The sequence below is a fragment of the Rhodococcus sp. IEGM 1318 genome (genome assembly GCF_033142465.1).
GTDB lineage: Bacteria > Actinomycetota > Actinomycetes > Mycobacteriales > Mycobacteriaceae > Rhodococcus_F > Rhodococcus_F qingshengii_B.
Genome location: NZ_JAWLSC010000019.1, coordinates 17,934 through 37,370 on the forward strand (window position 1 = coordinate 17,934; position 19,437 = coordinate 37,370).

At 62.9% G+C, this 19,437-nt stretch carries 18 protein-coding genes and 3 tRNA genes; 14 read left to right on the forward strand and 7 right to left on the reverse strand.

All coding sequences use genetic code 11. The features are described from left to right. Nucleotides 1-15: 15 nt before the first annotated feature. Nucleotides 16-837: a thioesterase family protein gene (locus R4P65_RS29910; protein ID WP_317829191.1), complete on the forward strand. Its 822-nt coding sequence runs from the start codon at nucleotides 16-18 to the stop codon at nucleotides 835-837. On the opposite strand, the gene R4P65_RS29915 is transcribed toward R4P65_RS29910, so the two are convergent. Continuing rightward, the gene (locus R4P65_RS29915) at nucleotides 827-2,188 is read right to left on the reverse strand and encodes an MFS transporter (protein ID WP_230814062.1); all 1,362 of its coding nucleotides are present in this window, start codon (nucleotides 2,186-2,188) and stop codon (nucleotides 827-829) included. The two genes, R4P65_RS29910 and R4P65_RS29915, sit on opposite strands and share 11 nt — an antisense overlap. A gap of 128 nt (nucleotides 2,189-2,316) precedes the next feature. On the opposite strand from R4P65_RS29915, the gene R4P65_RS29920 reads away from it, so the two are divergent. The 5 genes from R4P65_RS29920 (at nucleotide 2,317) to lysA (ending at nucleotide 7,870) form a co-directional block, all read left to right on the forward strand. Beyond that, the gene (locus R4P65_RS29920; protein ID WP_317829192.1) at nucleotides 2,317-2,931 is read left to right on the forward strand and encodes a PadR family transcriptional regulator; all 615 of its coding nucleotides are present in this window, start codon (nucleotides 2,317-2,319) and stop codon (nucleotides 2,929-2,931) included. Then, the gene (locus tag R4P65_RS29925; RefSeq protein ID WP_317829193.1) at nucleotides 2,928-4,958 is read left to right on the forward strand and encodes an NADPH-dependent 2,4-dienoyl-CoA reductase; all 2,031 of its coding nucleotides are present in this window, start codon (nucleotides 2,928-2,930) and stop codon (nucleotides 4,956-4,958) included. The genes R4P65_RS29920 and R4P65_RS29925 overlap by 4 nt, the downstream gene beginning before the upstream one ends. Before the next feature lie 19 nt (nucleotides 4,959-4,977). Then, a complete protein-coding gene (cmrA, locus tag R4P65_RS29930; protein ID WP_317829194.1) occupies nucleotides 4,978-5,781 on the forward strand; it encodes a mycolate reductase in 804 nt (267 codons plus the stop codon). 172 nt (nucleotides 5,782-5,953) lie between these two features. Next, nucleotides 5,954-6,391, forward strand: coding sequence for a hypothetical protein (locus R4P65_RS29935; RefSeq protein ID WP_317829195.1), 438 nt, complete (start codon nucleotides 5,954-5,956; stop codon nucleotides 6,389-6,391). Between the two features lie 135 nt (nucleotides 6,392-6,526). Next, nucleotides 6,527-7,870 (forward strand): diaminopimelate decarboxylase, encoded by a 1,344-nt coding sequence (lysA, locus tag R4P65_RS29940; protein WP_317829196.1) that lies wholly within the window; start codon nucleotides 6,527-6,529, stop codon nucleotides 7,868-7,870. A gap of 19 nt (nucleotides 7,871-7,889) precedes the next feature. On the opposite strand, the gene R4P65_RS29945 is transcribed toward lysA, so the two are convergent. Beyond that, complete coding sequence (locus tag R4P65_RS29945) at nucleotides 7,890-9,629, reverse strand: helicase HerA-like domain-containing protein (RefSeq protein WP_317829197.1); 1,740 nt, start codon at nucleotides 9,627-9,629, stop codon at nucleotides 7,890-7,892. A 121-nt stretch (nucleotides 9,630-9,750) separates the two neighbouring features. On the opposite strand from R4P65_RS29945, the gene orn reads away from it, so the two are divergent. Together orn and R4P65_RS29955 are read left to right on the forward strand one after the other, a co-directional pair. Continuing rightward, nucleotides 9,751-10,350 carry an oligoribonuclease gene (orn, locus tag R4P65_RS29950; RefSeq protein WP_024487359.1) on the forward strand — a complete coding sequence of 200 codons (600 nt, stop codon included), beginning with the start codon at nucleotides 9,751-9,753 and terminating at the stop codon, nucleotides 10,348-10,350. Nucleotides 10,351-10,434: 84 nt separating this feature from the next. After that, a tRNA-His gene (locus R4P65_RS29955) sits at nucleotides 10,435-10,507 on the forward strand. A 340-nt stretch (nucleotides 10,508-10,847) separates the two neighbouring features. Here the strand turns inward: R4P65_RS29955 and R4P65_RS29960 are convergent. Continuing rightward, nucleotides 10,848-11,258 carry a MerR family transcriptional regulator gene (locus R4P65_RS29960; RefSeq protein WP_317829198.1) on the reverse strand — a complete coding sequence of 137 codons (411 nt, stop codon included), beginning with the start codon at nucleotides 11,256-11,258 and terminating at the stop codon, nucleotides 10,848-10,850. 55 nt (nucleotides 11,259-11,313) lie between these two features. Between R4P65_RS29960 and R4P65_RS29965 the strand changes: the two genes are divergently transcribed. Then, nucleotides 11,314-12,276 (forward strand): oxidoreductase, encoded by a 963-nt coding sequence (locus R4P65_RS29965; protein ID WP_317829199.1) that lies wholly within the window; start codon nucleotides 11,314-11,316, stop codon nucleotides 12,274-12,276. A gap of 133 nt (nucleotides 12,277-12,409) precedes the next feature. On the opposite strand, the gene R4P65_RS29970 is transcribed toward R4P65_RS29965, so the two are convergent. Further along, on the reverse strand, nucleotides 12,410-13,579 hold the full coding sequence (locus R4P65_RS29970) for a L,D-transpeptidase (RefSeq protein WP_411742602.1): 1,170 nt from the start codon (nucleotides 13,577-13,579) through the stop codon (nucleotides 12,410-12,412). A 368-nt stretch (nucleotides 13,580-13,947) separates the two neighbouring features. Between R4P65_RS29970 and R4P65_RS29975 the strand changes: the two genes are divergently transcribed. The 3 genes from R4P65_RS29975 (at nucleotide 13,948) to R4P65_RS29985 (ending at nucleotide 15,728) form a co-directional block, all read left to right on the forward strand. Then, a tRNA-Lys gene (locus tag R4P65_RS29975) sits at nucleotides 13,948-14,020 on the forward strand. A 111-nt stretch (nucleotides 14,021-14,131) separates the two neighbouring features. After that, the gene (locus R4P65_RS29980) at nucleotides 14,132-15,562 is read left to right on the forward strand and encodes an amidase (RefSeq protein ID WP_317829201.1); all 1,431 of its coding nucleotides are present in this window, start codon (nucleotides 14,132-14,134) and stop codon (nucleotides 15,560-15,562) included. Between the two features lie 93 nt (nucleotides 15,563-15,655). Beyond that, a tRNA-Lys gene (locus tag R4P65_RS29985) sits at nucleotides 15,656-15,728 on the forward strand. A gap of 66 nt (nucleotides 15,729-15,794) precedes the next feature. On the opposite strand, the gene R4P65_RS29990 is transcribed toward R4P65_RS29985, so the two are convergent. Next, the gene (locus R4P65_RS29990) at nucleotides 15,795-16,016 is read right to left on the reverse strand and encodes a DUF3618 domain-containing protein (protein WP_003945299.1); all 222 of its coding nucleotides are present in this window, start codon (nucleotides 16,014-16,016) and stop codon (nucleotides 15,795-15,797) included. 144 nt (nucleotides 16,017-16,160) lie between these two features. Here R4P65_RS29990 and bcp point away from each other — a divergent pair, with 144 nt between their 5' ends. Beyond that, on the forward strand, nucleotides 16,161-16,634 hold the full coding sequence (gene bcp, locus R4P65_RS29995) for a thioredoxin-dependent thiol peroxidase (protein WP_007733290.1): 474 nt from the start codon (nucleotides 16,161-16,163) through the stop codon (nucleotides 16,632-16,634). On the opposite strand, the gene R4P65_RS30000 is transcribed toward bcp, so the two are convergent. Beyond that, nucleotides 16,631-17,980 carry a dipeptidase gene (locus R4P65_RS30000; RefSeq protein WP_317829202.1) on the reverse strand — a complete coding sequence of 450 codons (1,350 nt, stop codon included), beginning with the start codon at nucleotides 17,978-17,980 and terminating at the stop codon, nucleotides 16,631-16,633. The two genes, bcp and R4P65_RS30000, sit on opposite strands and share 4 nt — an antisense overlap. A 290-nt stretch (nucleotides 17,981-18,270) precedes the next feature. Here R4P65_RS30000 and R4P65_RS30005 point away from each other — a divergent pair, with 290 nt between their 5' ends. Next, nucleotides 18,271-18,972, forward strand: a complete 702-nt coding sequence (locus R4P65_RS30005; RefSeq protein ID WP_230814073.1) for a TetR family transcriptional regulator — start codon at nucleotides 18,271-18,273, stop codon at nucleotides 18,970-18,972. 58 nt (nucleotides 18,973-19,030) lie between these two features. Here the strand turns inward: R4P65_RS30005 and R4P65_RS30010 are convergent, their stop codons facing one another. Beyond that, a complete protein-coding gene (locus tag R4P65_RS30010; RefSeq protein WP_230814074.1) occupies nucleotides 19,031-19,429 on the reverse strand; it encodes a holo-ACP synthase in 399 nt (132 codons plus the stop codon). Nucleotides 19,430-19,437: the final 8 nt, after the last annotated feature.

Consider the following 19,437-nt stretch of genomic DNA (forward strand, 5'->3'; position numbering starts at 1 on the left):
ACCAGGAGTTCTGCGATGACCGAGACCGTTGCACCACCCCATCCTTTTGACGCTGCTGTCGGCTTGGCGTCGCTCACCGCCGGTTTGTCGACCGGTGAAACCAATGCGGCGTACAACAACATGGTCGGGCCGTTCGGCGGCGTCACCGCTGCCACGTTGCTCGAATCCGTACTGAAGCACCCCGAACGCCTCGGCGATCCGCTGTCGTTGACCGTCAACTTTGCCGGTCCGATCGCCGAGGGTGCGTTCGAGATCTCCGCCCGCCCGGTGCGCACCAACCGCTCGACGCAGCACTGGTCGATCGAACTGTCGCAGGACGGAACCGTCGCCACCACCGCGACGGCAGTGTTCGGCACCAGGCGTGAAACCTGGTCGTCGACCGAGATCACGATGCCGGAGGTTCCGTCGGCCGAAGACGTTGCGTTACTGCCGTTCCCCGAGTTCATCGCCTGGGCACAGAACTACGAGATGCGGTTTGTCGAAGGTGCGATCCCCGACCTGGAGTCGGGCGAGCACCCCGACTCGACTACGACGCTCTGGGTGCGGGATCAGCCGGCTCGCGCTCTCGACTTCACGTCGCTGACCGCACTGTGCGATGTCTTCTTCCCGCGAGTTTTCTTGCGCCGAGGCAAGATGGCACCGGCCGGAACGGTCTCGATGACCATCTACTTCCACGCCGACGCTCCGACGCTGACCGAACAGGCAGACAATTCCGTCCTGGGAACCGCGCGGACTCAGCGGTTCGGCAACGGGTACTTCGATCAGTCGGCCGAAATTTGGGGCAGCGACGGCGCATTGCTTGCTACGACACACCAGTTGGTCTACTTCAAGGATTGACGGGCAGCGCACTGTCCCCTTCCGGCGCCTTCACCATCGACAATGCGGCAAGGCCGACGCCGAGAACCACCAGCAGTCCGATGATGCCGGCGCGGTCGGCGCCGAAGATCCATGCGAACAGGCCGAACAGTGTCGGCGCCAAGAACGACACTGCTCGGCCTGTGGTCGCATACAGGCCGAACATCTGACCTTCACGCCCCGGCGGGGTGATGCGCGCCAAGAACGTTCGTGCCGAAGACTGAGCGGGCCCGACGAACAGGCAGAGCGCGAGACCGAAGATCCAGAACATCACCGGCCCTGACACCACGATTAGTATCGAGCCGACCACGATCATCGACGCCAGCGAGACAGTGATGACCTGTTTGGGTCCGATCCGATCGTCGAAGCGTCCGGCCACCAAGGCGCCGATTGCGGAAATCACGTTGGCGGCAACACCGAACAGCAGGACGTCGGCAGCACTGATTCCGTAGACGTTGACAGCCAGCACGGCTCCGAAGGTGAACACGCCCGCCAGACCGTCACGAAAGAGTGCGCTCGCGATCAGGTACCAGATCGTGCGCCTGTCGACGGTCCAGAGTTCGCGCAGATCGCGCCACAACACCCGATAGGAGTCGAGGAACCCGGCCTTCGACGCTCCCGGATCGACCGCGGGACTGGGCAACTCGGGAACCTTGAAGAACACCGGGATCGCAAAAACCGCGAACCATACTGCGGCCAACAGTGCCACCATCCGGATGTTCATGCCGCCATCGGTGGTCAATCCCAGGAATCCCCGAGTGTCGCCGTCGCCGACGATGAACCCGAAGTAACACAGCAACAGCAGCACGATCCCGCCGAAATATCCCATGGCCCAGCCGAAGCCGGAAACTCTACCCAGATTCTCCGGTGTCGACACCTGCCGCATCATGGCGTTGTACGGAACGCCGGCAAGCTCGAAGATCACCGAACCGATTGCGAGCAGAACCAATCCGAGCCACAGGTAGCGGTAGTTGTCTTCGACTAAGTAGAGGCCCGCCATCGAGAGCACGGTGATGCCGGTAAGTATCGCGAGCGAGAGTTTGCGTTTACCCGACGCATCGAAGCGCTGTCCGGTGATCGGGGCGAGTACCGCGATGAAGAAGCCGGCAATTCCGAGAGCCCAACTGAGCCACGTAGTTGCCGAAATCGTGCCGGGCAGGTCGTCGCCGACCGCGTCGGTGAGATAGACCGAGAAGACGAACGTGAGGATCACAGCGTTGAATGCGGCCGATCCCCAATCCCACAGCCCCCACGCGAACACTTGACTCTTCGTGGCCGCACCACCGATGCCTGCGGGTGGCTCGGCCTGGGTACTCGTGGACTCGGCGCTCATACGGCGAAGCCTAACTGTGCGCAGGCGACTCGGCGCCTCTCTCCGAGGTCGACATGAAGGACGTTCTATGCACCCGAGTTAGTACGCACGTAGTTGCATACGCACCTGAGTGCATAGATACTTTTAACATGGCACTCGAACATGCGTTGCTCGTCTCCCTTTCCGAACAGGATGCGTCGGGATACGACCTCACACGCCGGTTCGACAAGTCGATCGGCTTCTTCCACAGCGCGACGCACCAGCAGATCTACCGAGTCCTCAAGCGAATGGACGAGGCCGACTGGGTCGAGGTGGAGGCCATTGCGCAGGACGGCCGACCGGACAAGAAGATGTACCGCGTCAGCGACGCCGGCCGCGCCGAACTGACCCGATGGATCGCCGAGCCGTCCGAACCGAACCACCTGCGCAACGAGTTGGCCATCAAGATCAGGGCCGCAGCGCACGCCGATCTTCCCGCTCTACGACGCGAAGTCGCTCGCCACCGCGACGGCCACGCCGCCCGCCTCGACGTCTACCGGCTCATCGAGAAGCGTGACTTCCCCGATCCAGCAGCACTTTCCGGCTCTTCGCTGCACCAGTACCTCGTACTTCGCGGCGGCATCCGCGTCGAAGAAGGCTTCACCGACTGGTGCCAAGAAGTTCTGGACGCATTGCCCACTGGCGAGCCCGCCACCGAAGCCACTGGCGAGCCCGCCACCGAAGCCACTGGCGAGCCCGCCACGGAAGGACATCCCCCGTCATGACGGATACACAGTTCCCCCGCCTGCTCGAGCCGCTCGACCTCGGATTCACGACGCTGAAGAACCGCGTCGTCATGGGGTCGATCCACACCGGCCTCGAGGATCGCGCGAAGGACACCGATCGCTTGGCCGAGTACTTCGCCGAACGAGCACGTGGCGGTGTCGGCTTGATCATCACCGGCGGCTACGCGCCGAACCGCACCGGTTGGCTCTTGCCCTTCGGTGCCAAGCTGACCAATCGCGTCGAAGCACGCCGTCACCGCCGGATCACCAAGGCGGTTCACGACGCGGGTGGAAAGATCGCCATGCAGATCCTGCACGCGGGTCGCTACAGTTATCAGCCGTTCAGTGTGTCCGCGTCGTCGATCAAGGCGCCCATCAACCCGTTCCGTCCGCGCAAGCTGACCGGCCGCGGCGTGCGTTGGCAGATCCGCAACTACGTTCGCTGCGCGCGTCTGGCCAAGTCCGCCGGTTACGACGGCGTCGAAATCATGGGCGGTGAGGGCTACTTCATCAACCAGTTCCTCTGCGAGCGCACGAACAAGCGCACCGACCAGTGGGGTGGCAGCTCCGAGAACCGTCGACGCATCGCAGTCGAGATCGTGCGACGCACACGCAAGGCCGTCGGCCCGAACTTCATCATCGTGTTCCGGCTGTCGATGGCAGACCTGGTCGAGGGCGGTCAGACCTGGGATGAAATCGTCTCACTGGCAAAGGAAGTCGAAGCCGCCGGCGCCACGATCATCAACACCGATATCGGGTGGCACGAGTCACGGGTGCCCACCATCGTCACCTCGGTCCCCCGAGCGGCCTTCGTGGACATCACAAGCAAGCTCGAGAAGCACGTCGACATTCCCGTTGCCGCCTCGAATCGGATCAACATGCCTGAGACCGCCGAAGAAATCCTCAACCGAGGTGACGCACAGTTGATTTCGATGGCAAGGCCGATGCTCGCCGATCCCGACTGGGTCAACAAGGCCGAGCGCGGAGCGTCCGACGAGATCAACACGTGTATCGCCTGCAACCAAGCCTGCCTCGACCACGCCTTCGTACACAAGCAGGTCTCCTGCCTGCTCAACCCGCGCGCGGGCCGCGAGACCACGCTGATCCTCTCCCCCACCCGGCGGACCAAGAACCTCGCCGTCGTCGGTGCCGGCCCCGCCGGACTTTCCGCAGCACTCAACCTTGCTCAGCGTGGTCATTCGGTCACGTTGTTCGAGGCTTCGGACAAGATCGGCGGACAATTCGGGATCGCACAGCTCATTCCCGGCAAAGAAGAGTTCGCCGAAACCATTCGCTACTACACGCGCATGCTGGACGTGGCCGGAGTGACGGTCAAGCTCGAAACCCGCGTTGCACCAGCAGATCTCATCGGCTCCTTCGACGAAGTGGTGGTTGCCACCGGAGTGACACCGCGCGTTCCCAAGATCCCCGGCATCGAGAACCCGAAGGTGCTGACTTACGCCGAGGTCGTCCGAGAGGGCAAGCCGGTCGGTAAGTCCGTCGCCGTCATCGGTGCCGGCGGCATCGGCGTCGACGTCAGTGAATTCCTCACCCACCCGACCTCCCCCACTCTTCATCTGAAGGAGTGGAAGCAGGAATGGGGCGTCACCGAACCCGAAATGGCCCCAGGCGCTCTCACCACTCCGGTACCGGAGCTCTCCGAACGTGAGGTCTACCTGCTCCAACGCAAGCCAGGACGCATCGGCGCCGGCCTCGCGAAGACCACCGGCTGGGTACACCGGGCGGCCCTCAAGAACAAGGGCGTGCACGAACTCTCGGGCGTCAACTACGAGCGCATCGACGACGCCGGACTGCACATCACGTTCGGTGAGAAGCACGAGAAGCCCCGACTCCTCGAGGTCGACACCATCGTCATCTGCGCCGGGCAGGAGTCGGTTCGCGACCTCGTGGACGAATTAACCGTCGCGGGTGTGGTGACCCACATCATCGGCGGCGCGGATGTCGCTGGAGAACTCGACGCCAAGCGTGCCATCGAACAGGGCACACGACTGGCCGCGAAGATCTGACCGGCTACGCTGACTGATCGTGAGCCTGCCGACACCCACAACCACAGCCCGCGCCGTCGTGACCGGCGCCTCCTCCGGCATCGGAGAGGCACTGGCCGCTGATCTGGCATCACGCGGACACTCCCTGATCCTCGTTGCCCGTCGCGGCGAGATCATGGAGGTCCTCGCCGAGAAGCTTCGTGCCGCGCACGGCGTCGAAGTGGAAGTCCGTGCATCGGACCTCTCCGACAGCGCGGCGCGCGCCGTTCTCGTCGAGGAGCTCGGTGGGCGCGACATCAGCATCCTGTGCAACAACGCCGGCATCGCCACCTTCGGCCCGGTCGCCGAGCTGGACCCGGCGTACGAGCGCGACCAGGTCGAGCTCAACGCCGTCGCGGTGCACGACCTCACCCTGGCCGTGCTGCCCGGCATGCTCGCCCGCAAGTCCGGAGCCATCCTGATGGTCGGTTCCGCGGCCGGAAACATGCCGATCCCCAACAACGCGACGTACGCCGCCACGAAGGCGTTCGTGAACACCTTCGCAGAATCGTTGCGAGGTGAACTCAAGGGCACCGGAGTGAACGTCACCCTCCTCGCTCCGGGCCCCGTACGCACCGAAACCCCGGACCCGGCCGAAGCGTCGATCGTCGACAAGCTCGTCCCGGACTTCTTCTGGATCTCGAGCGAGTACACCGCCAAGGTCTCGCTCGACGGCCTGGCCGAGAACAAGATGCGCGTCGTGCCGGGCATCTTGAGCAAGGCGATGTCCGTCGCGGGCGGCTACAGCCCGCGTGCCGTCGTTGCGCCCATCGTGGGCACGTTCTACAAGAAGCTCGGCGGCTGATTCACGCAAACTTCTCAGAGCAGGCCATAAAAGACCATATAGTCGGTTAATGGCGATGCGAAGAACACTGGCAGTCGGGGCAATCCTTCTTTTGACCGGAGGGTTGCCCTTACTGCTGCCCACGGCAGCGAATGCATGTTCGTGCGCATCATCGGCTACCCCGGAAGAAGCCGTGAGTGTCTCCAGCACCGTTTTCCTCGGGACTCCGACGGAGAAAACTTCGGACGGGTTCGAGGACACCTACCTGTTCGACGTCAGCCGGGTCTACAAAGGCGATCTGGCATCGGTGACGTCGGTGGGGACACTCGCGAACGGGAACGGTTGTGGCACAAGCTACGTGCTCGGCACCGAGCAGCTGATGTTCGTTTCTGCGCCGTACGACGTCGACGCCGAGCACGAGGGGCACAGCTGCGGGCCGGCTACCGAAACCGGGTTCGACATCCAAGCGGCGGTCGAGTCCGTGTACGGCGCCGGTTACGCCCCGAGTGCCGGCGGAACTCCGTCCGTTGGTGTGTCCGCCGACAGATCGACGGTCGTCGGCGGAGGCGCCGCGGTGGCATTGCTCGCGGTGCTCGGTTGGTTCGGATGGAAGCGCCGGCGAGCACAGTAAGTCGAGGACGTCAGGGCCGCGTCAACCTCGTTCGGCGGCGCGTCAAGTAAGCGTCAAGATCCGCCCCACCGGTGATCTTCGGGAGTAGATCTGAAGGTAGCCCGCAACACGGCGGGTCACCTTCAGGAGATCGACGTGACGCTACTCGAAATCTTCCCCTCCCTACGCGGCGCAATGACACCGCGTATGGATCCTGCGTTGTGGCCCATCAGTACTCGCCACGACCACAGCGGGCGTGTCTGCATCGGCGACGTCTCCCTCGAAGAGATCGCGGACCAGTACGGCACACCGACGTACGTCGTCGACGAGGCGGACGTGCGGCACCGCTGCCGCACGTATCGAGAGATCTTCCCCGACTCGGAGATCGTGTACGCCGGCAAGGCACTGATGATTCGAGCGATGGCTACCTGGGTCTCCGACGAGGGACTCGGGGTGGATGTCTGTTCCGCCGGTGAACTCGCCGTCGCGCTTGCCGCGGGCGTGGACCCCCACCGAATCATCCTGCACGGCAATGCCAAATCGGTTTCCGAACTGAGGGCGGCGGTCAACGCGGGTGTCGGCCGGATCGTCCTCGACTCCCCCAGCGAAGCGGTACGTCTTGCGTCGGTATGCACCCACCCGCAGAAGGTGTTGGTCAGAGTCACACCCGGCATCGACATACACGGACACAAGGCAGTGTCCACGGGCATCTTGGACCAAAAGTTCGGCCTACCAGCGTTTTCCGAAGAACTGGAACATACGGTATCCGTCGTCGCCAACGCGACGCACCTGCAACTCATCGGCCTGCATTGCCATCTCGGCTCCCAGATCACCGATCCCGAACTCTTCCGCCCCGCGATCGAGACGATGATCGCACAGATGGACGACATACGACGCACGCATCGAATCATCCTCACCGAACTCGATCTCGGCGGTGGCCATGGGATCGCATACGTGCCGGGAGATGCCCAATTGGATCTGACCCGCCTCGCTCACGTCATCGACGAAACTCTCGACGACGCGTGCACCCGAAACCGCTTCCCTCGACCCGAAATCGTGCTCGAGCCTGGCCGAGCGATCGCCGCGCGCGCCGGAGTCACGCTCTATCGCGTACAGAACATCAAGACGATCAGCGGCGGTCGAACCTTCGTTTCCGTCGACGGTGGGATGAGCGACAACCCTCGGGTGTCGTTGTACGACAGCCACTACGACGTCGAATTGGTGAATCGGCATTCGAGCGCACCGCTCCAGGAAGTCACCGTCGCCGGGCGGCACTGCGAATCGGGCGACGAAATCGCCGTCGGAGCAAGGCTTCCCGCCGACCTACATGAAGGTGACCTGTTGGCAGTGCCGTGCACGGGCGCATACCACCACAGCATGGCCTCCACTTACAACAGCGTCGGCAGGCCACCGGTCGTCGCTGTGCTGGGCGGGATTGCGCGGCCGTTGATCAGGCGCGAATCGATCAACGACCTGCTGGCCCGCGAGGTCGGCATCTGACCTCGCGGGCGCCTAAGCCTCAGCGCTTGCGACGGCTACCGGTACCGAAGATATTTCGCGAAATCTCCCGTCCCGCAGCCGAAGCTGCGGACCGTAGGAAACTCTTGACGGCGGAGTTACCCAAGATCTGCTCGGCGATGTTGGGGCCCTCAGGTTCGGCCGGCGGCGGTGGCGGCAGATCGGGCAGCGACGGAAGATCCAGGGACTGATCCGCCGTCGGCGCACCGGCAACCTTCGCCGTCAACTTCTCGTACGCCGACTCGCGGTCGATGGTCTGGCCGTACTTCCGATTCAGCGGACTCGACGACGCGGCCGCCTTGATCGCGTCGTTACCGATGGTGTCCATCAGCGACCGGGGAGGCCGAATCTTGGTCCAAGCCACCGGTGTCGGCGCACCCTTTTCCGAGAGCACGGTCACGATGGCTTCACCGATGCCGAGTGAAGTCAGCGCCTTTTCCAGGTCGTAGTGCTCGGTTTTCGGGTAGGTGCGGACAGTCTTGTTGAGCGCCTTCTGGTCGTCGGGCGTGAACGCACGCAGAGCGTGCTGGACGCGCGCACCCAACTGCGACAGAACCGAATTGGGAACATCGGTCGGAAGCTGCGTGCAGAAGAACACACCGACGCCCTTCGAGCGAATCAGCTTGACAGTCTGTTCGACCTGCTGCAGGAATGCCTTCGACGCGTCCGCGAACAGAAGGTGCGCCTCGTCGAAGATGAACACCAATTTCGGCTTGTCCAGATCTCCCTCTTCGGGCAGCGTCTGGAACAGATCCGCGAGCACCCACATCAGGAAGGTGGAGAACATCGCCGGACGCGCCGCCTGGGCACCGAGTTCGAACAGCGTGATCACACCGGCACCGCCGACGACCCGCAGAAGGTCCTCGGTTTCGAGTTCCGGTTCGCCGAAGAAGGTATCACCGCCGTCGGCTTCGAGGTTGACCAACGCACGCAGAATAACTCCCGCCGTCGCCGAGGAAACTCCGCCGATACCCTTCAGATCCGCCTTGCCCTCAGCGCTCGTCAGGTGGGCGATGACCGAACGCAGATCCTTGAGGTCCAGCAGGGCCAGGCCCTGAGTGTCGGCCCAGTGGAAGATCAGTCCGAGAGTCGACTCCTGGGTCTCGTTGAGGCCCAACACTTTACTGAGCAGAATCGGCCCGAAACTGGTGATGGTCGCGCGCACCGGGATACCGATTCCGTCGGTACCCAACGACAAGAACTCGACTGGCATCCCCGCGGGAGTCCACGAATCGTCTCCCGTCTCGACTGCGCGAGACTTCATCTTTTCGCTCGGATCTCCCGCCTTCGACAGACCCGAGAGATCGCCCTTGACGTCGGCCATCACCACTGGCACACCCGCGGAGGACAGCTGCTCGGCGATGCCCTGCAACGTCTTGGTCTTGCCGGTACCCGTCGCACCGGCGATCAGACCGTGACGGTTGATCGTCGCCAACGGAATCCGCACCCGCGCGGTGGGATCTGCCACTCCGTCGATCACCACCGAGCCGAGCTCGAGTGCCCGCCCCTCGGATGAGTAGCCCGCCGCGATTTCAGCTGCAGCACCCGAGGGCGTCGCGGCGCCGGGGGTGGCTCCTGCGGATGCTTCGGCCTCAGCGACAGCGGCTTCCTTCTCTGCTTCCTCAGCTGCTGCAGCAGCTTCAGCGGCAATCCGAGCGGCTTCGGCAGCGGCGGCCTTTGCAGCTTTCGCCTTCTCCGCCGGCGTCAGCGGCGCGGCTCCGTCCTTCGGATCCACGGTCATCGAAAAGCCCTCCTCGTTGCAATGCGGCGAAGTTCTTGTCATCACCCGAGCGCCGTCCTGCACGCACCCGAGTTTCCACCGCAGACCTTATCCCGCGCCCGCGCGCACTACTGTGTTCCTGGTGCAGGACAAATTGGTATGGATCGATTGTGAAATGACCGGGCTGCGACTCGAGTCGGACAAACTCATCGAGATTGCGGCTCTGGTGACCGACAGCGACTTGAACATCTTGGGCGAAGGTGTGGACATCGTCATCCACGCCGACGACGACGCGTTGGCTGCCATGCCCGACGTCGTGAAGAAGATGCATGCAAAGTCGGGACTGACCGAAGAGGTCCGAAAGTCGACAGTCACCCTGGCCGAGGCGGAGAAAGAAGTGCTCGCGTACATCCGCAAGCACGTTCCCGTCGCCGGTACGGCGCCCTTGGCAGGTAATTCCATCGCCACCGACCGCGGGTTCATCTCACGCGACATGACGGCGTTGGACACCTACCTGCACTACCGGATGATCGATGTCAGCTCCATCAAGGAACTTTCCCGTCGCTGGTACCCGCGAATCTACTTCGGCCAGCCCGAAAAAGGTCTCGCCCACCGAGCGCTCGCCGACATCAAGGAATCCATCCGCGAACTCAAGTACTACCGCGGCACTGCATTTGTCGCGGCGCCCGGACCGTCGAGCGCGGAGATCGCAGCCGTCGTAGAGGGCTTGGGTCCCGCCTGACCTGCCGATTGGCATACTGACCGACTTTCGCGCTAGTATCTCTTTCGTCAAAGCAGCCGGGTCAAACCGGTGGCCGAGGCAATGGTGGGCGTAGTTCAGTTGGTAGAGCACCAGGTTGTGATCCTGGCTGTCGCGGGTTCGAGTCCCGTCGCTCACCCAAGCGGAACCCCCGAGAATGTCGGAAGACATTTTCGGGGGTTCTTTTGGTTTGTGTCCCACCCCCAATTCCCCTTCCCCAGCCGGGTGAACGTATCGCTCCCCTTCTCTGACAGGGGAAGCGATACGTTCACCCGAAGTGGGTGGGGTGGCGACAGCGACAAATCGCGCGCGGGGCGCACTACTACTCATGCCACGAATCGGACGCGCCCAGCTACGCGCACCCGAGCAACCCGTGCCCGGGCCGAGCGAACGTACCTCTCGTCTCCTCAGATAGACCGAAAGCCACTTTCGCTCTCATCGGGGTAGCTGGAAATCGCCGCAAATGGCCCAGCCGTCGATCACTCGGGCGACAGTTGCGGCTCCCAGACACCTGCGACGGTCCCCTCACGCACGTGTCGCTCGTATACCGAAACCTTGTCGTGAATGACGTTCAGGTTGTCCTGCATCGCAGCGATCCTGGATCGAATCAACTCCTCATGCGACTGCAAAAGCGAAAGCCGCTCCTTCTCGTTTCCTGGCCCGGACCTGACGAGTGCGGCGAATTCGCGGATAGTGGCGATCGGCATACCCGAGTCTCGGAAGCGATTGCACAACTTCAACCAAGAGACATCGCTTTCGGAGTACACCCGACGCCCACCAGCCGAGCGCGCAACCTCGTGAACGAGCAACTCTTCACGCTCGAAGTAGCGGAGAGAATCGATGCTGATACCGGTCTCGACGGCTACATCACCGATCAAAAGTTCGCGCATTGCCCGGTTACCTTTCCTTGACCTGGAGTGCCCTCCAGATTTTACGTTCGCGGTCATGAATTCCATCCAGCGCAAAATCAACACCGGATTTGCCCGAACCTCCACCGCCGACGACGTACTTTCCGGATTAGATCTGACCGGCACCACCGCACTGGTCACTGGTGGGTACTCCGGGCTCGGATTCGAGATTTCGCGGTCACTTGCTTCGGTCGGCGTGCGAGTTGTAGTTCTTGCCCGCCGACCAGAACAGGCCCGGGGTGCCGTGGCCGACTTTCCGGGCATCGAAGTACGAGCGTGCGACCTGTCGGACCCGAGCAGTGTCAGATCGTGTGCGCGAGAAATGCTCGAATCCCGGATCAGTCCGGCCATCATAATCTGCAATGCGGGAATCATGGCCTGCCCGGAGGTCCGAGTCGGGTCCGACTGGGAATCACAGTTCGCGATCAATCACCTCGGGCACTTTGTACTGGTGAACCTGCTTGCACCTGGCTTGCCTACAAACGGTTCTCGCGTGGTCTCGGTCTCGTCGGCGGGACACTTTCTGTCGGGGGTGCGTTGGGATGACATACATTTCCGCAAGGGTTACGACCGCTGGCTTGCGTATGGTCAGGCCAAGACTGCAAATGCTCTCTTCGCTGTACAGCTCGCGAGCGCCGGTGCTTCACGCGGAATTACTGCTTTCTCCGTCCATCCCGGGAGCATCCTCACTCCCCTTCAACGTCACTTCTCCGCATCGGAGAAACACGATCTCGGATGGACGACGCCGAATGGCGACGCCGTGCCGGGATTCAAGACTCCCGCCCAGGGCGCCGCTACAACAGTGTGGGCGGCGACGGCACCGATACTCGTCGATCACGCCGGCGCGTACCTCCAGGACTGCAACATCGCGGACGTCGCGCAGACCGATGACATGAGCGTCGGCGGCGTGAAGCCTTGGGCCACCGATCCCGACGACGCACTCAGATTGTGGGCGCTGTCCGCTGAGATGACCGGAGTGGACGCCTTCGATCGACGCTGACACCGAGCGAACGTACCTCTCGTCGCCTCAGATAGACCGAGAGGCACTTTCGCTCGCAAAAGGAGTGCAGATGCAGAATGCCCCCAACCGGACGGTCGGGGGCATTCTGACGTTCAGTGCTTCAGGGACGCGCTCAGACGTCCGCGTTGCCGGTCTTCCAGACACTCCACGGGATGTTCCAGTCACCGAGGCCGTCGGTGCCGGAGAGCGTGCCGCCGACGGTGTTCTTGACCACGACGATGTCCCCGCGCTTGGTGTTGTCGTAGACCCACTTGGCGTTGGACGGGCTCAGGTTGAGGCAGCCATGGCTGGTGTTGGAGTAGCCCTGCTGCCCGACCGACCACGGTGCCGAGTGGAAGAAGATGCCGCTGTAGGACATTCGGGTCGCCCAGTCGACGGGGGTCTTGTAACCCTGAGCGGAGGTGACCGGGACGCCGTACGTGGACGAGTCCATGATCATGTTCGCGAAGCGGTCGCCGATGATGTAGACGCCGTTGTCGGTGGGAGTGCTGTCCTTGCCCATGGAGGTGGGCATGGTCATGACAGTTTCGCCATTGACCTGGAACGTGACCTGCTTGGTGTTGTCGTCCGCCGTGGCGATGACGGCGTCACCGATGGTGAAGGAACTCTTCGCGTCTTCCTGCCCGAAGACTCCCTTTCCGAGATTGCGCCCGTACACGTTGACGTTCACGTCGACCTTGGTGCCCGGTGCCCAGTAGTTCTCCGGACGCCAACGGACCTCACGATTGTTGACCCAGTAGAACGCACCTTCGACGGCGGGAGTCGTGGTGACGGTGATCGCGGCCTCGGCAGCCTTGCGATCCGGGATGTTCTCGTCGAACTGCACGGCGATTGGCTGACCGATGCCGACCACGTCGCCCTCGTTCGGCAAGACGTACGGCTTGGTGACGTTGCCGGGCGCGCTGGTGGTGAAGGACGTGACCGTCGTACTTGCGCCGCCCAATCCGTACGCGCGGGCCTCGATCTTGTACTTGCGGTTGTATCCGAGCGGCTCGGTGGTCGTCCACGACGCACCGTCGGCGGTGATAGCGCCGGCAACTGCCTTGCCGTCCTGATTGACCATCGTCACGTCGGACAGGGCACCGTCGGCGACGTTGATCTTGACCGGGTCACCCGGTGAGAAGCCGACAGCCCCGTCTGCGGCGGTCGAGGTGAGCTTCGGCTTGATGAGTTCGGTGAGCGGATTGGAATCGATCGGCGCCGATCCCTCTGTGCTGACGTCATTGCCACCCGACGTGCACGCGGTCATCAGAACGAGCGCACCGAGTGACACCGCGATCATCGCCGCGCCCTTCGACGCTCGACCGTTCCCCCCGCGCACGGACAGACCCCACCTTTGACGACTCATCGTTCGACTCCGCTTCACAATTTCTCCGACTAACTTCCGCGTCACATGCGAATCCCACTTACCGGAAGGCAAGTGGGACTTGCGGTATGACTGCGCTACATCAATGATGCCAGGCGCGCTCGTTACCAACGGTCATGAAGGGCCACGCCGTCAGTAACGTTCAAGTATCAATCGCTCCGAACCGTCCGTTTTGTTACTGCTTGTGGCGGATTTCCTCCGATCGGACTACGGCAGTGAAGCCTCCACCTGGCGATTTGCTCCCGAACCGGCGATTCGGCTAATGTTCTGTCTCGCAAGAGCGAGCGCCTATAGCTCAGTTGGTAGAGCAAGTGACTCTTAATCACTGGGTCCGGGGTTCGAGTCCCTGTGGGCGCACTTGCAAAGGTCCCCACCTTCTTCGGAAGGTGGGGATTTTTCTTTGTGTCGTGGCGAACAGGTTGTGGTGAATAGACTTCACAGTTATCGGAACCACGGCCTGGAGGACTGATGACCGAGCGCGAAACCACATCTGGCAGCGAGCTGGCATTTGCCGGGGTGGCGGGTCAGGCCGCTCTGATCCGGTCCGGAGACTTGTCGGCCCGCGAGCTCACCGAGAACACGCTTCGTCGGATCGAACGCCTCGATACGACGCTCAATGCTTTTGTGCGAGTTCTCGCAGACGAAGCGCTCGACGAGGCGACACGGCTCGATCAGCGCCAGGCCGACGGCCACAGCCTGGGCCCACTGCACGGAGTACCGATCGCGATCAAAGACGAGAACGACGTCGCCGGAACGCCGACGACGTACGGCGGTGCGGCAGCAACTCGCATCGCCTCCACTGACTCGGAGGTCGTTCGCCGTTTGCGCGAGGCCGGCGCGGTGATCGTCGGCAAGACGACGATGCCCGAGTTCGGCATCTGGCCCTTCACCGAGACCGCCGCAAACGGCTACACCAGAAACCCTTGGGACACTGGCGTATCCACCGGCGGATCGAGCGGAGGATCTGCGTCGGCCGTCGCCTCGGGAATGGTCGCGGCGGCGATAGGCGGCGACGGCGGCGGTTCCATTCGATTGCCTTCGGCTTTCTGCGGCCTGTTCGGACTGAAACCGCAGCGTGGCCGGGTGAGCACCGCTCCGAACCGAAACCTCTGGCGCGGACTCGGCACGCTCGGCCCTCTCACTCGTTCCGTGGAGGACAGCGCACTCGTGTACGACGCGATCACCGGCACCACCGGGACCGACGACTACACAGCCGAACCGCTCCGAACCGGCTTTACCGCCTCGGCCGCGACGGCTCCCGGGCCGCTTCGCATCGCGGTGTCCACCCGGAGTCCGGTCCGGGGAGTACGCCCGTCCGCGGAGGTCGTTGCCGCGGTCCACTCAGCCGCAGAGATGTTGAGCGCGTTGGGACATCACGTCGAAGAACACGACCCCGAGTACCCGGATGCAACTGCGGCATTTCTCCCCCAGGTACTCGGCGGCGTCCGCGACGAGGCACTGCGCGTCGATCATCCGGCGCTCCTCGAGAAGCGCACGCGCGCACTCGCGTCCATCGGCCGGATAGCCGCCCCTGCGCGCGTCGGAAAATTCGCATACCGCAAAGGTGAGCGAATTGCAGCGACGGTCAACCAGGTCTTCGACACCTTCGACCTGGTCCTGATGCCGACGACGCCCGCCTTGCCGCGCCCGATCGGACAGTTAGAAGGAACCGGCCTTCTGTCCGCAGTCCGTAAGGCGTTGCCGATCGCCGCCTATTGTTCGATCTGGAATGTCTGCGGCAATCCGGCGGCCGCCGTGCCCGCCGGATTCTCCGAACGCGGACTCCCCCTGAGCGTCCAACTGGTTGCGCGCAGCGGTGGCGAATCGACGATTCTCGCCGTCGCACAGCAGTTGGAACGCACCGTCCGCTGGCCGGATTCGCGCCCGCCATACTCGTGAATTGCAGAAGCGATGTAACCATCGTCACCACGATGAACACGCGTTTTGCAAACTCCTGAGCCTGTCGGCTAATGTTCTGTCTCGCAAGAGCGAGCGCCTATAGCTCAGTTGGTAGAGCAAGTGACTCTTAATCACTGGGTCCGGGGTTCGAGTCCCTGTGGGCGCACTTGCAAGAAGGCCCCCACCTCACGAGGTGGGGGCCTTCTTCATGTTCTGTCTTCGAAAACTCGGGTCAGCGAATGATCTTCCGAACCACGAGTAGCCCCACCACCGAACCGACTGCGATCAGCGCGTACTTCACTGCCGGCTCGTTGAGCTTGGCGAGCACCGTCTTTTTGGTGTTCTCGACCAGCCGTTTCGGGTTGGTGCGGACCGTCAGTTCGTCGAGTGTGCTCGCGAGCTGGTTACGCGCCTTCTCGATCTCGCGCTCGATGCTCTCGGTGTCCCTGGGCACGTGTCCTCCAACTTGTCTGTGTTCTGCTGCTCTGTGTGCGGTCTGCTGTGTGGACGCAGCGCGCCGACACTTCGCTCTACCGTAGAGGAGCAGAATGCCCTCGCGCCCACCTGCCGCGCAATTTGTCGACTAACCTCGATTCCCGTGACCGAGAACAGTAGATTGTCCGCCGGCGACGTCGCGCCGGATTTCACGCTCCCCGACGCCGACGGCAACGAGGTTTCGCTCCACGATTACCGCGGCCGCAAGGTCATCGTGTACTTCTACCCCGCGGCCAGCACCCCGGGATGCACCAAGCAGGCTTGCGACTTCCGCGACAGCCTCGCCGAACTGAACGGCGCCGGCCTCGAGGTCATCGGAATCTCACCGGACAAGCCCGCCAAACTCGCGAAGTTCCGCGATACCGAAGAGCTGACCTTCCCGCTTCTCTCCGATCCCGAGAAGGCGACGCTCGAAGCCTGGGGCGCGTTCGGTGAGAAGAAGATGTACGGCAAGACGGTCCAGGGCGTCATCCGCTCGACGTTCCTCGTCGACGAGGAAGGCAAGATCGAGGTGGCCCAGTACAACGTCCGGGCCACCGGCCACGTCGCCAAGCTACGACGCGATCTGTCGGTCTAACTCCCGTACCTGGTCAAGAACAGCGCTTCCGCGAAAGCGAGATTCTCGATCTCCGACGGGTCGACGCTTTCGTCAGGTGCATGAATGCGGCACTGCGGTTCCTCGACGCCGATCAATGCGATCTCGGCGTCGGGGAACTGCTCGGCCAGTGCACTGCACAGCGGTATCGATCCGCCTTGGCCGGCAAATCCCACTTCGCGGCCGTAGGCATCGGTGAGCGCGGACTTCAGCTGCGCGAAACCTGCCCCCTCCGTCGAGGACGAGAACGGCGATCCCGTCGATTCCGGTACGACCTCGATGTGGACGCCCCACGGCGCCGCTGCCAGGAGGTGGTCGGTCAACAACTTCTGCGCCTGCGCCGGATCCGTGCCGGGCGGGACGCGAAGATTCAGGCGTGCGGACGCGCGTGGCGTGATCGCCGCCGCCGAGCCCACGACCGGCGAGCAGTCGATACCCAGAATGGTCAGCGCCGGCCGAGCCCACACCTGCTCGGCGACCGAACCGGAACCGGTCAGCTGCACACCGTCGAGTACTCCCGCATCGGAGCGGAACTGATCGTCGTCGTAGCTGACCCCGGCCCATTCCTGGTCGTTGGTCAAGCCTTCGACTGTGGTGTTTCCGGCGCTGTCGTGCAACGTCGACAGAATGTGCACCAGCGCGGTGATCGCATCGGGCGCCGGCCCACCGAAGACACCGGAGTGAATCTCACCCTCGAGCGTCGACACGTGGACCACCACGTTGGCGATCCCGCGTAGTGACGTCGTGATCGTCGGCTCCCCGACCTCCGTGTTGCCGGTATCGGCGATCAGGATCATGTCTGCCGCGAAGAGTTCCGGCCGCTCGCGCACCAGATCCTCGAGACCGCCGGTGCCCATCTCCTCCGAACCCTCGGCGACGATCGTCAGATGCGCGCTCGGATCCACACCGGCAGCGGCAAGCGCTCGCAGCGCCGTCAAATGCATGACGACGTTGCCCTTGCAGTCGGAAGCACCGCGTCCGTACCACCGTCCGTCGCGCTCGGTGAGCGCGAAAGGCGGCGAGCCCCAGAGCTCTTCGTTTCCCGGCGGCTGAACGTCGTAGTGGCAGTACAGCAGAACGGTCGGGGCACCGGCCAGACCTGGTCGACGGCCGACGACCGCGGCCGAACCGTCGGAGGTCTCGATCGCTTCGATATCGGTGAAACCCTGATCACGGAAGGCCTCCAGCACCCAATGTGCCGCGGCCGCGCATTCTTCCGGCGGGTACTGCCGTGCATCGGCGACGGACTTCATCGCCACAAGTGCACTCAGATCTTCACGGGCACGCGGCATGAGTTCACGTACCGCGGTTCGCAGTTCTTCCGTCATCGTCTCCCTCTCCTCGGCATCGAATCTCGGTGTGCCCGAAGAATCTCAGTCTGCCCGAATCAGATGAATGGAGTCGGCAGGATCGCCGCTGCGCCACACCGCGCAGCAACCTCTTCGGCTACTGGACAGGTGGTCACCTAGTATCGAGTTGTGGCTACAGCATCGGGACTCGTGTGCGCGCACCTGCGCGGTGCGTTTCGACCGATCACGACCGCCGAAGTAGGTGGCCGATGACACCGGATAACGCACAAGTCCCAAATTCGACAGAAAACACCGATAGCCTGGAAAATGTGCAGCCCACGACTCGTCACCGCGCGCGGCGCCGAGTCGACCCTGCACTGGAAAACCCACAAAGCCTCGAAGAACCACAGGAACTGCTGCCGCGCAAGCGTCCGACGCAGGAGCGCAGCCAGCGTAAATTCGACGCCCTCCTGGCGGCGTCACGTGAACTCCTCACCGACGTCGGATTCGAATCGTTCACCTGTGAAGAAGTCGCGGCACGTGCTGACGTCCCGATTGGGACGCTCTACCAGTTCTTCGCGAACAAGTACGTCATCGTCTGTGAGTTGAACCGCCAGGACCTCGTCGGGGTCCAGCATGAGCTTGCTCAGTTCGGTGGCGAAGTGCCCTCGCTCGACTGGCTGCGGTTCTTGAACAGTTTCGTCGATCACATGGCCGGGCTGTGGACGTCTGATCCGTCGCGCCGCGAAGTCTGGCTGGCGATGCAGTCGACACCGTCCACGCGGGCCACCGGCGTCATTCACGAGAAGCAGTTCGCCGAGACTGTCGCGAAAATGCTGGGTCCGTTGACGCCGCGTACGCGGCGAGATCGTCGCCTGATGATGGCGGAAGTCCTTGTCCACGTGGTGTATTCGATGCTCAATTTCTCGGTTCAGGACGGTCAGTCGCATGCCGACGCCGTCACCGAACTGAAGAGGCTGATGATCGCGTATCTCCTTGTTGCCGAGAAGGAATCGCGCACGAAGGACTAGTCGAACGGCAAAGAGCCGGTCTCCCTTTGGGAGACCGGCTCTTTCGTGTCCGGCGGTGTTACTCCGGTTCGGATTCGATCACCGCGAAAGCTCCGGCCATGTCCCCGTCGTGAGTGAGTGAAATATGAATCTTCACTCCGGTGAGGTGTTTGGCCACGTCACCGCGAAGCCGGATGCCGGGGCGACCCCAGGCGTCCGAGACGACTTCGATCTGATTGTGGATCATCTCCCCCAGCACCGGCGGGCTCGCGAAGAGAGCAGTCGACCAAGCCTTGATCACTGCTTCCTTCGCTGCCCACCGCGCAGCGAAGTGTCGTGCCGGTTCGGAGCTCCGGGTAGCGGCGTCTCGACGCTCGCCCGGTGTGAAGTTGTCGAGCATTGCCGTTCCCGGCCTGTTCAATTGCTCGGCGAACTCCGACACCGTCACGAGGTCGAAGCCGATACCCAGAACTCCCATACCGTGAT

What these genes read in the sequence shown, in the direction of transcription:
- R4P65_RS29920 (WP_317829192.1), top strand. Translation starts at nt 2,317, where the DNA reads ATGGCACTCGAACATGCGTTGCTCGTCTCCCTTTCCGAACAGGATGCG.
- R4P65_RS29980 (WP_317829201.1), top strand. Translation starts at nt 14,132, where the DNA reads ATGACCGAGCGCGAAACCACATCTGGCAGCGAGCTGGCATTTGCCGGG.
- R4P65_RS29970 (WP_411742602.1), bottom strand. Translation starts at nt 13,579, where the DNA reads ATGATCGCGGTGTCACTCGGTGCGCTCGTTCTGATGACCGCGTGCACG.
- R4P65_RS29925 (WP_317829193.1), top strand. Translation starts at nt 2,928, where the DNA reads ATGACGGATACACAGTTCCCCCGCCTGCTCGAGCCGCTCGACCTCGGA.
- R4P65_RS29915 (WP_230814062.1), bottom strand. Translation starts at nt 2,188, where the DNA reads ATGAGCGCCGAGTCCACGAGTACCCAGGCCGAGCCACCCGCAGGCATC.
- R4P65_RS29945 (WP_317829197.1), bottom strand. Translation starts at nt 9,629, where the DNA reads ATGACCGTGGATCCGAAGGACGGAGCCGCGCCGCTGACGCCGGCGGAG.
- R4P65_RS29910 (WP_317829191.1), top strand. Translation starts at nt 16, where the DNA reads ATGACCGAGACCGTTGCACCACCCCATCCTTTTGACGCTGCTGTCGGC.
- R4P65_RS30000 (WP_317829202.1), bottom strand. Translation starts at nt 17,980, where the DNA reads ATGACGGAAGAACTGCGAACCGCGGTACGTGAACTCATGCCGCGTGCC.
- R4P65_RS30010 (WP_230814074.1), bottom strand. Translation starts at nt 19,429, where the DNA reads ATGGGAGTTCTGGGTATCGGCTTCGACCTCGTGACGGTGTCGGAGTTC.
- R4P65_RS29960 (WP_317829198.1), bottom strand. Translation starts at nt 11,258, where the DNA reads ATGCGCGAACTTTTGATCGGTGATGTAGCCGTCGAGACCGGTATCAGC.
- R4P65_RS29965 (WP_317829199.1), top strand. Translation starts at nt 11,314, where the DNA reads ATGAATTCCATCCAGCGCAAAATCAACACCGGATTTGCCCGAACCTCC.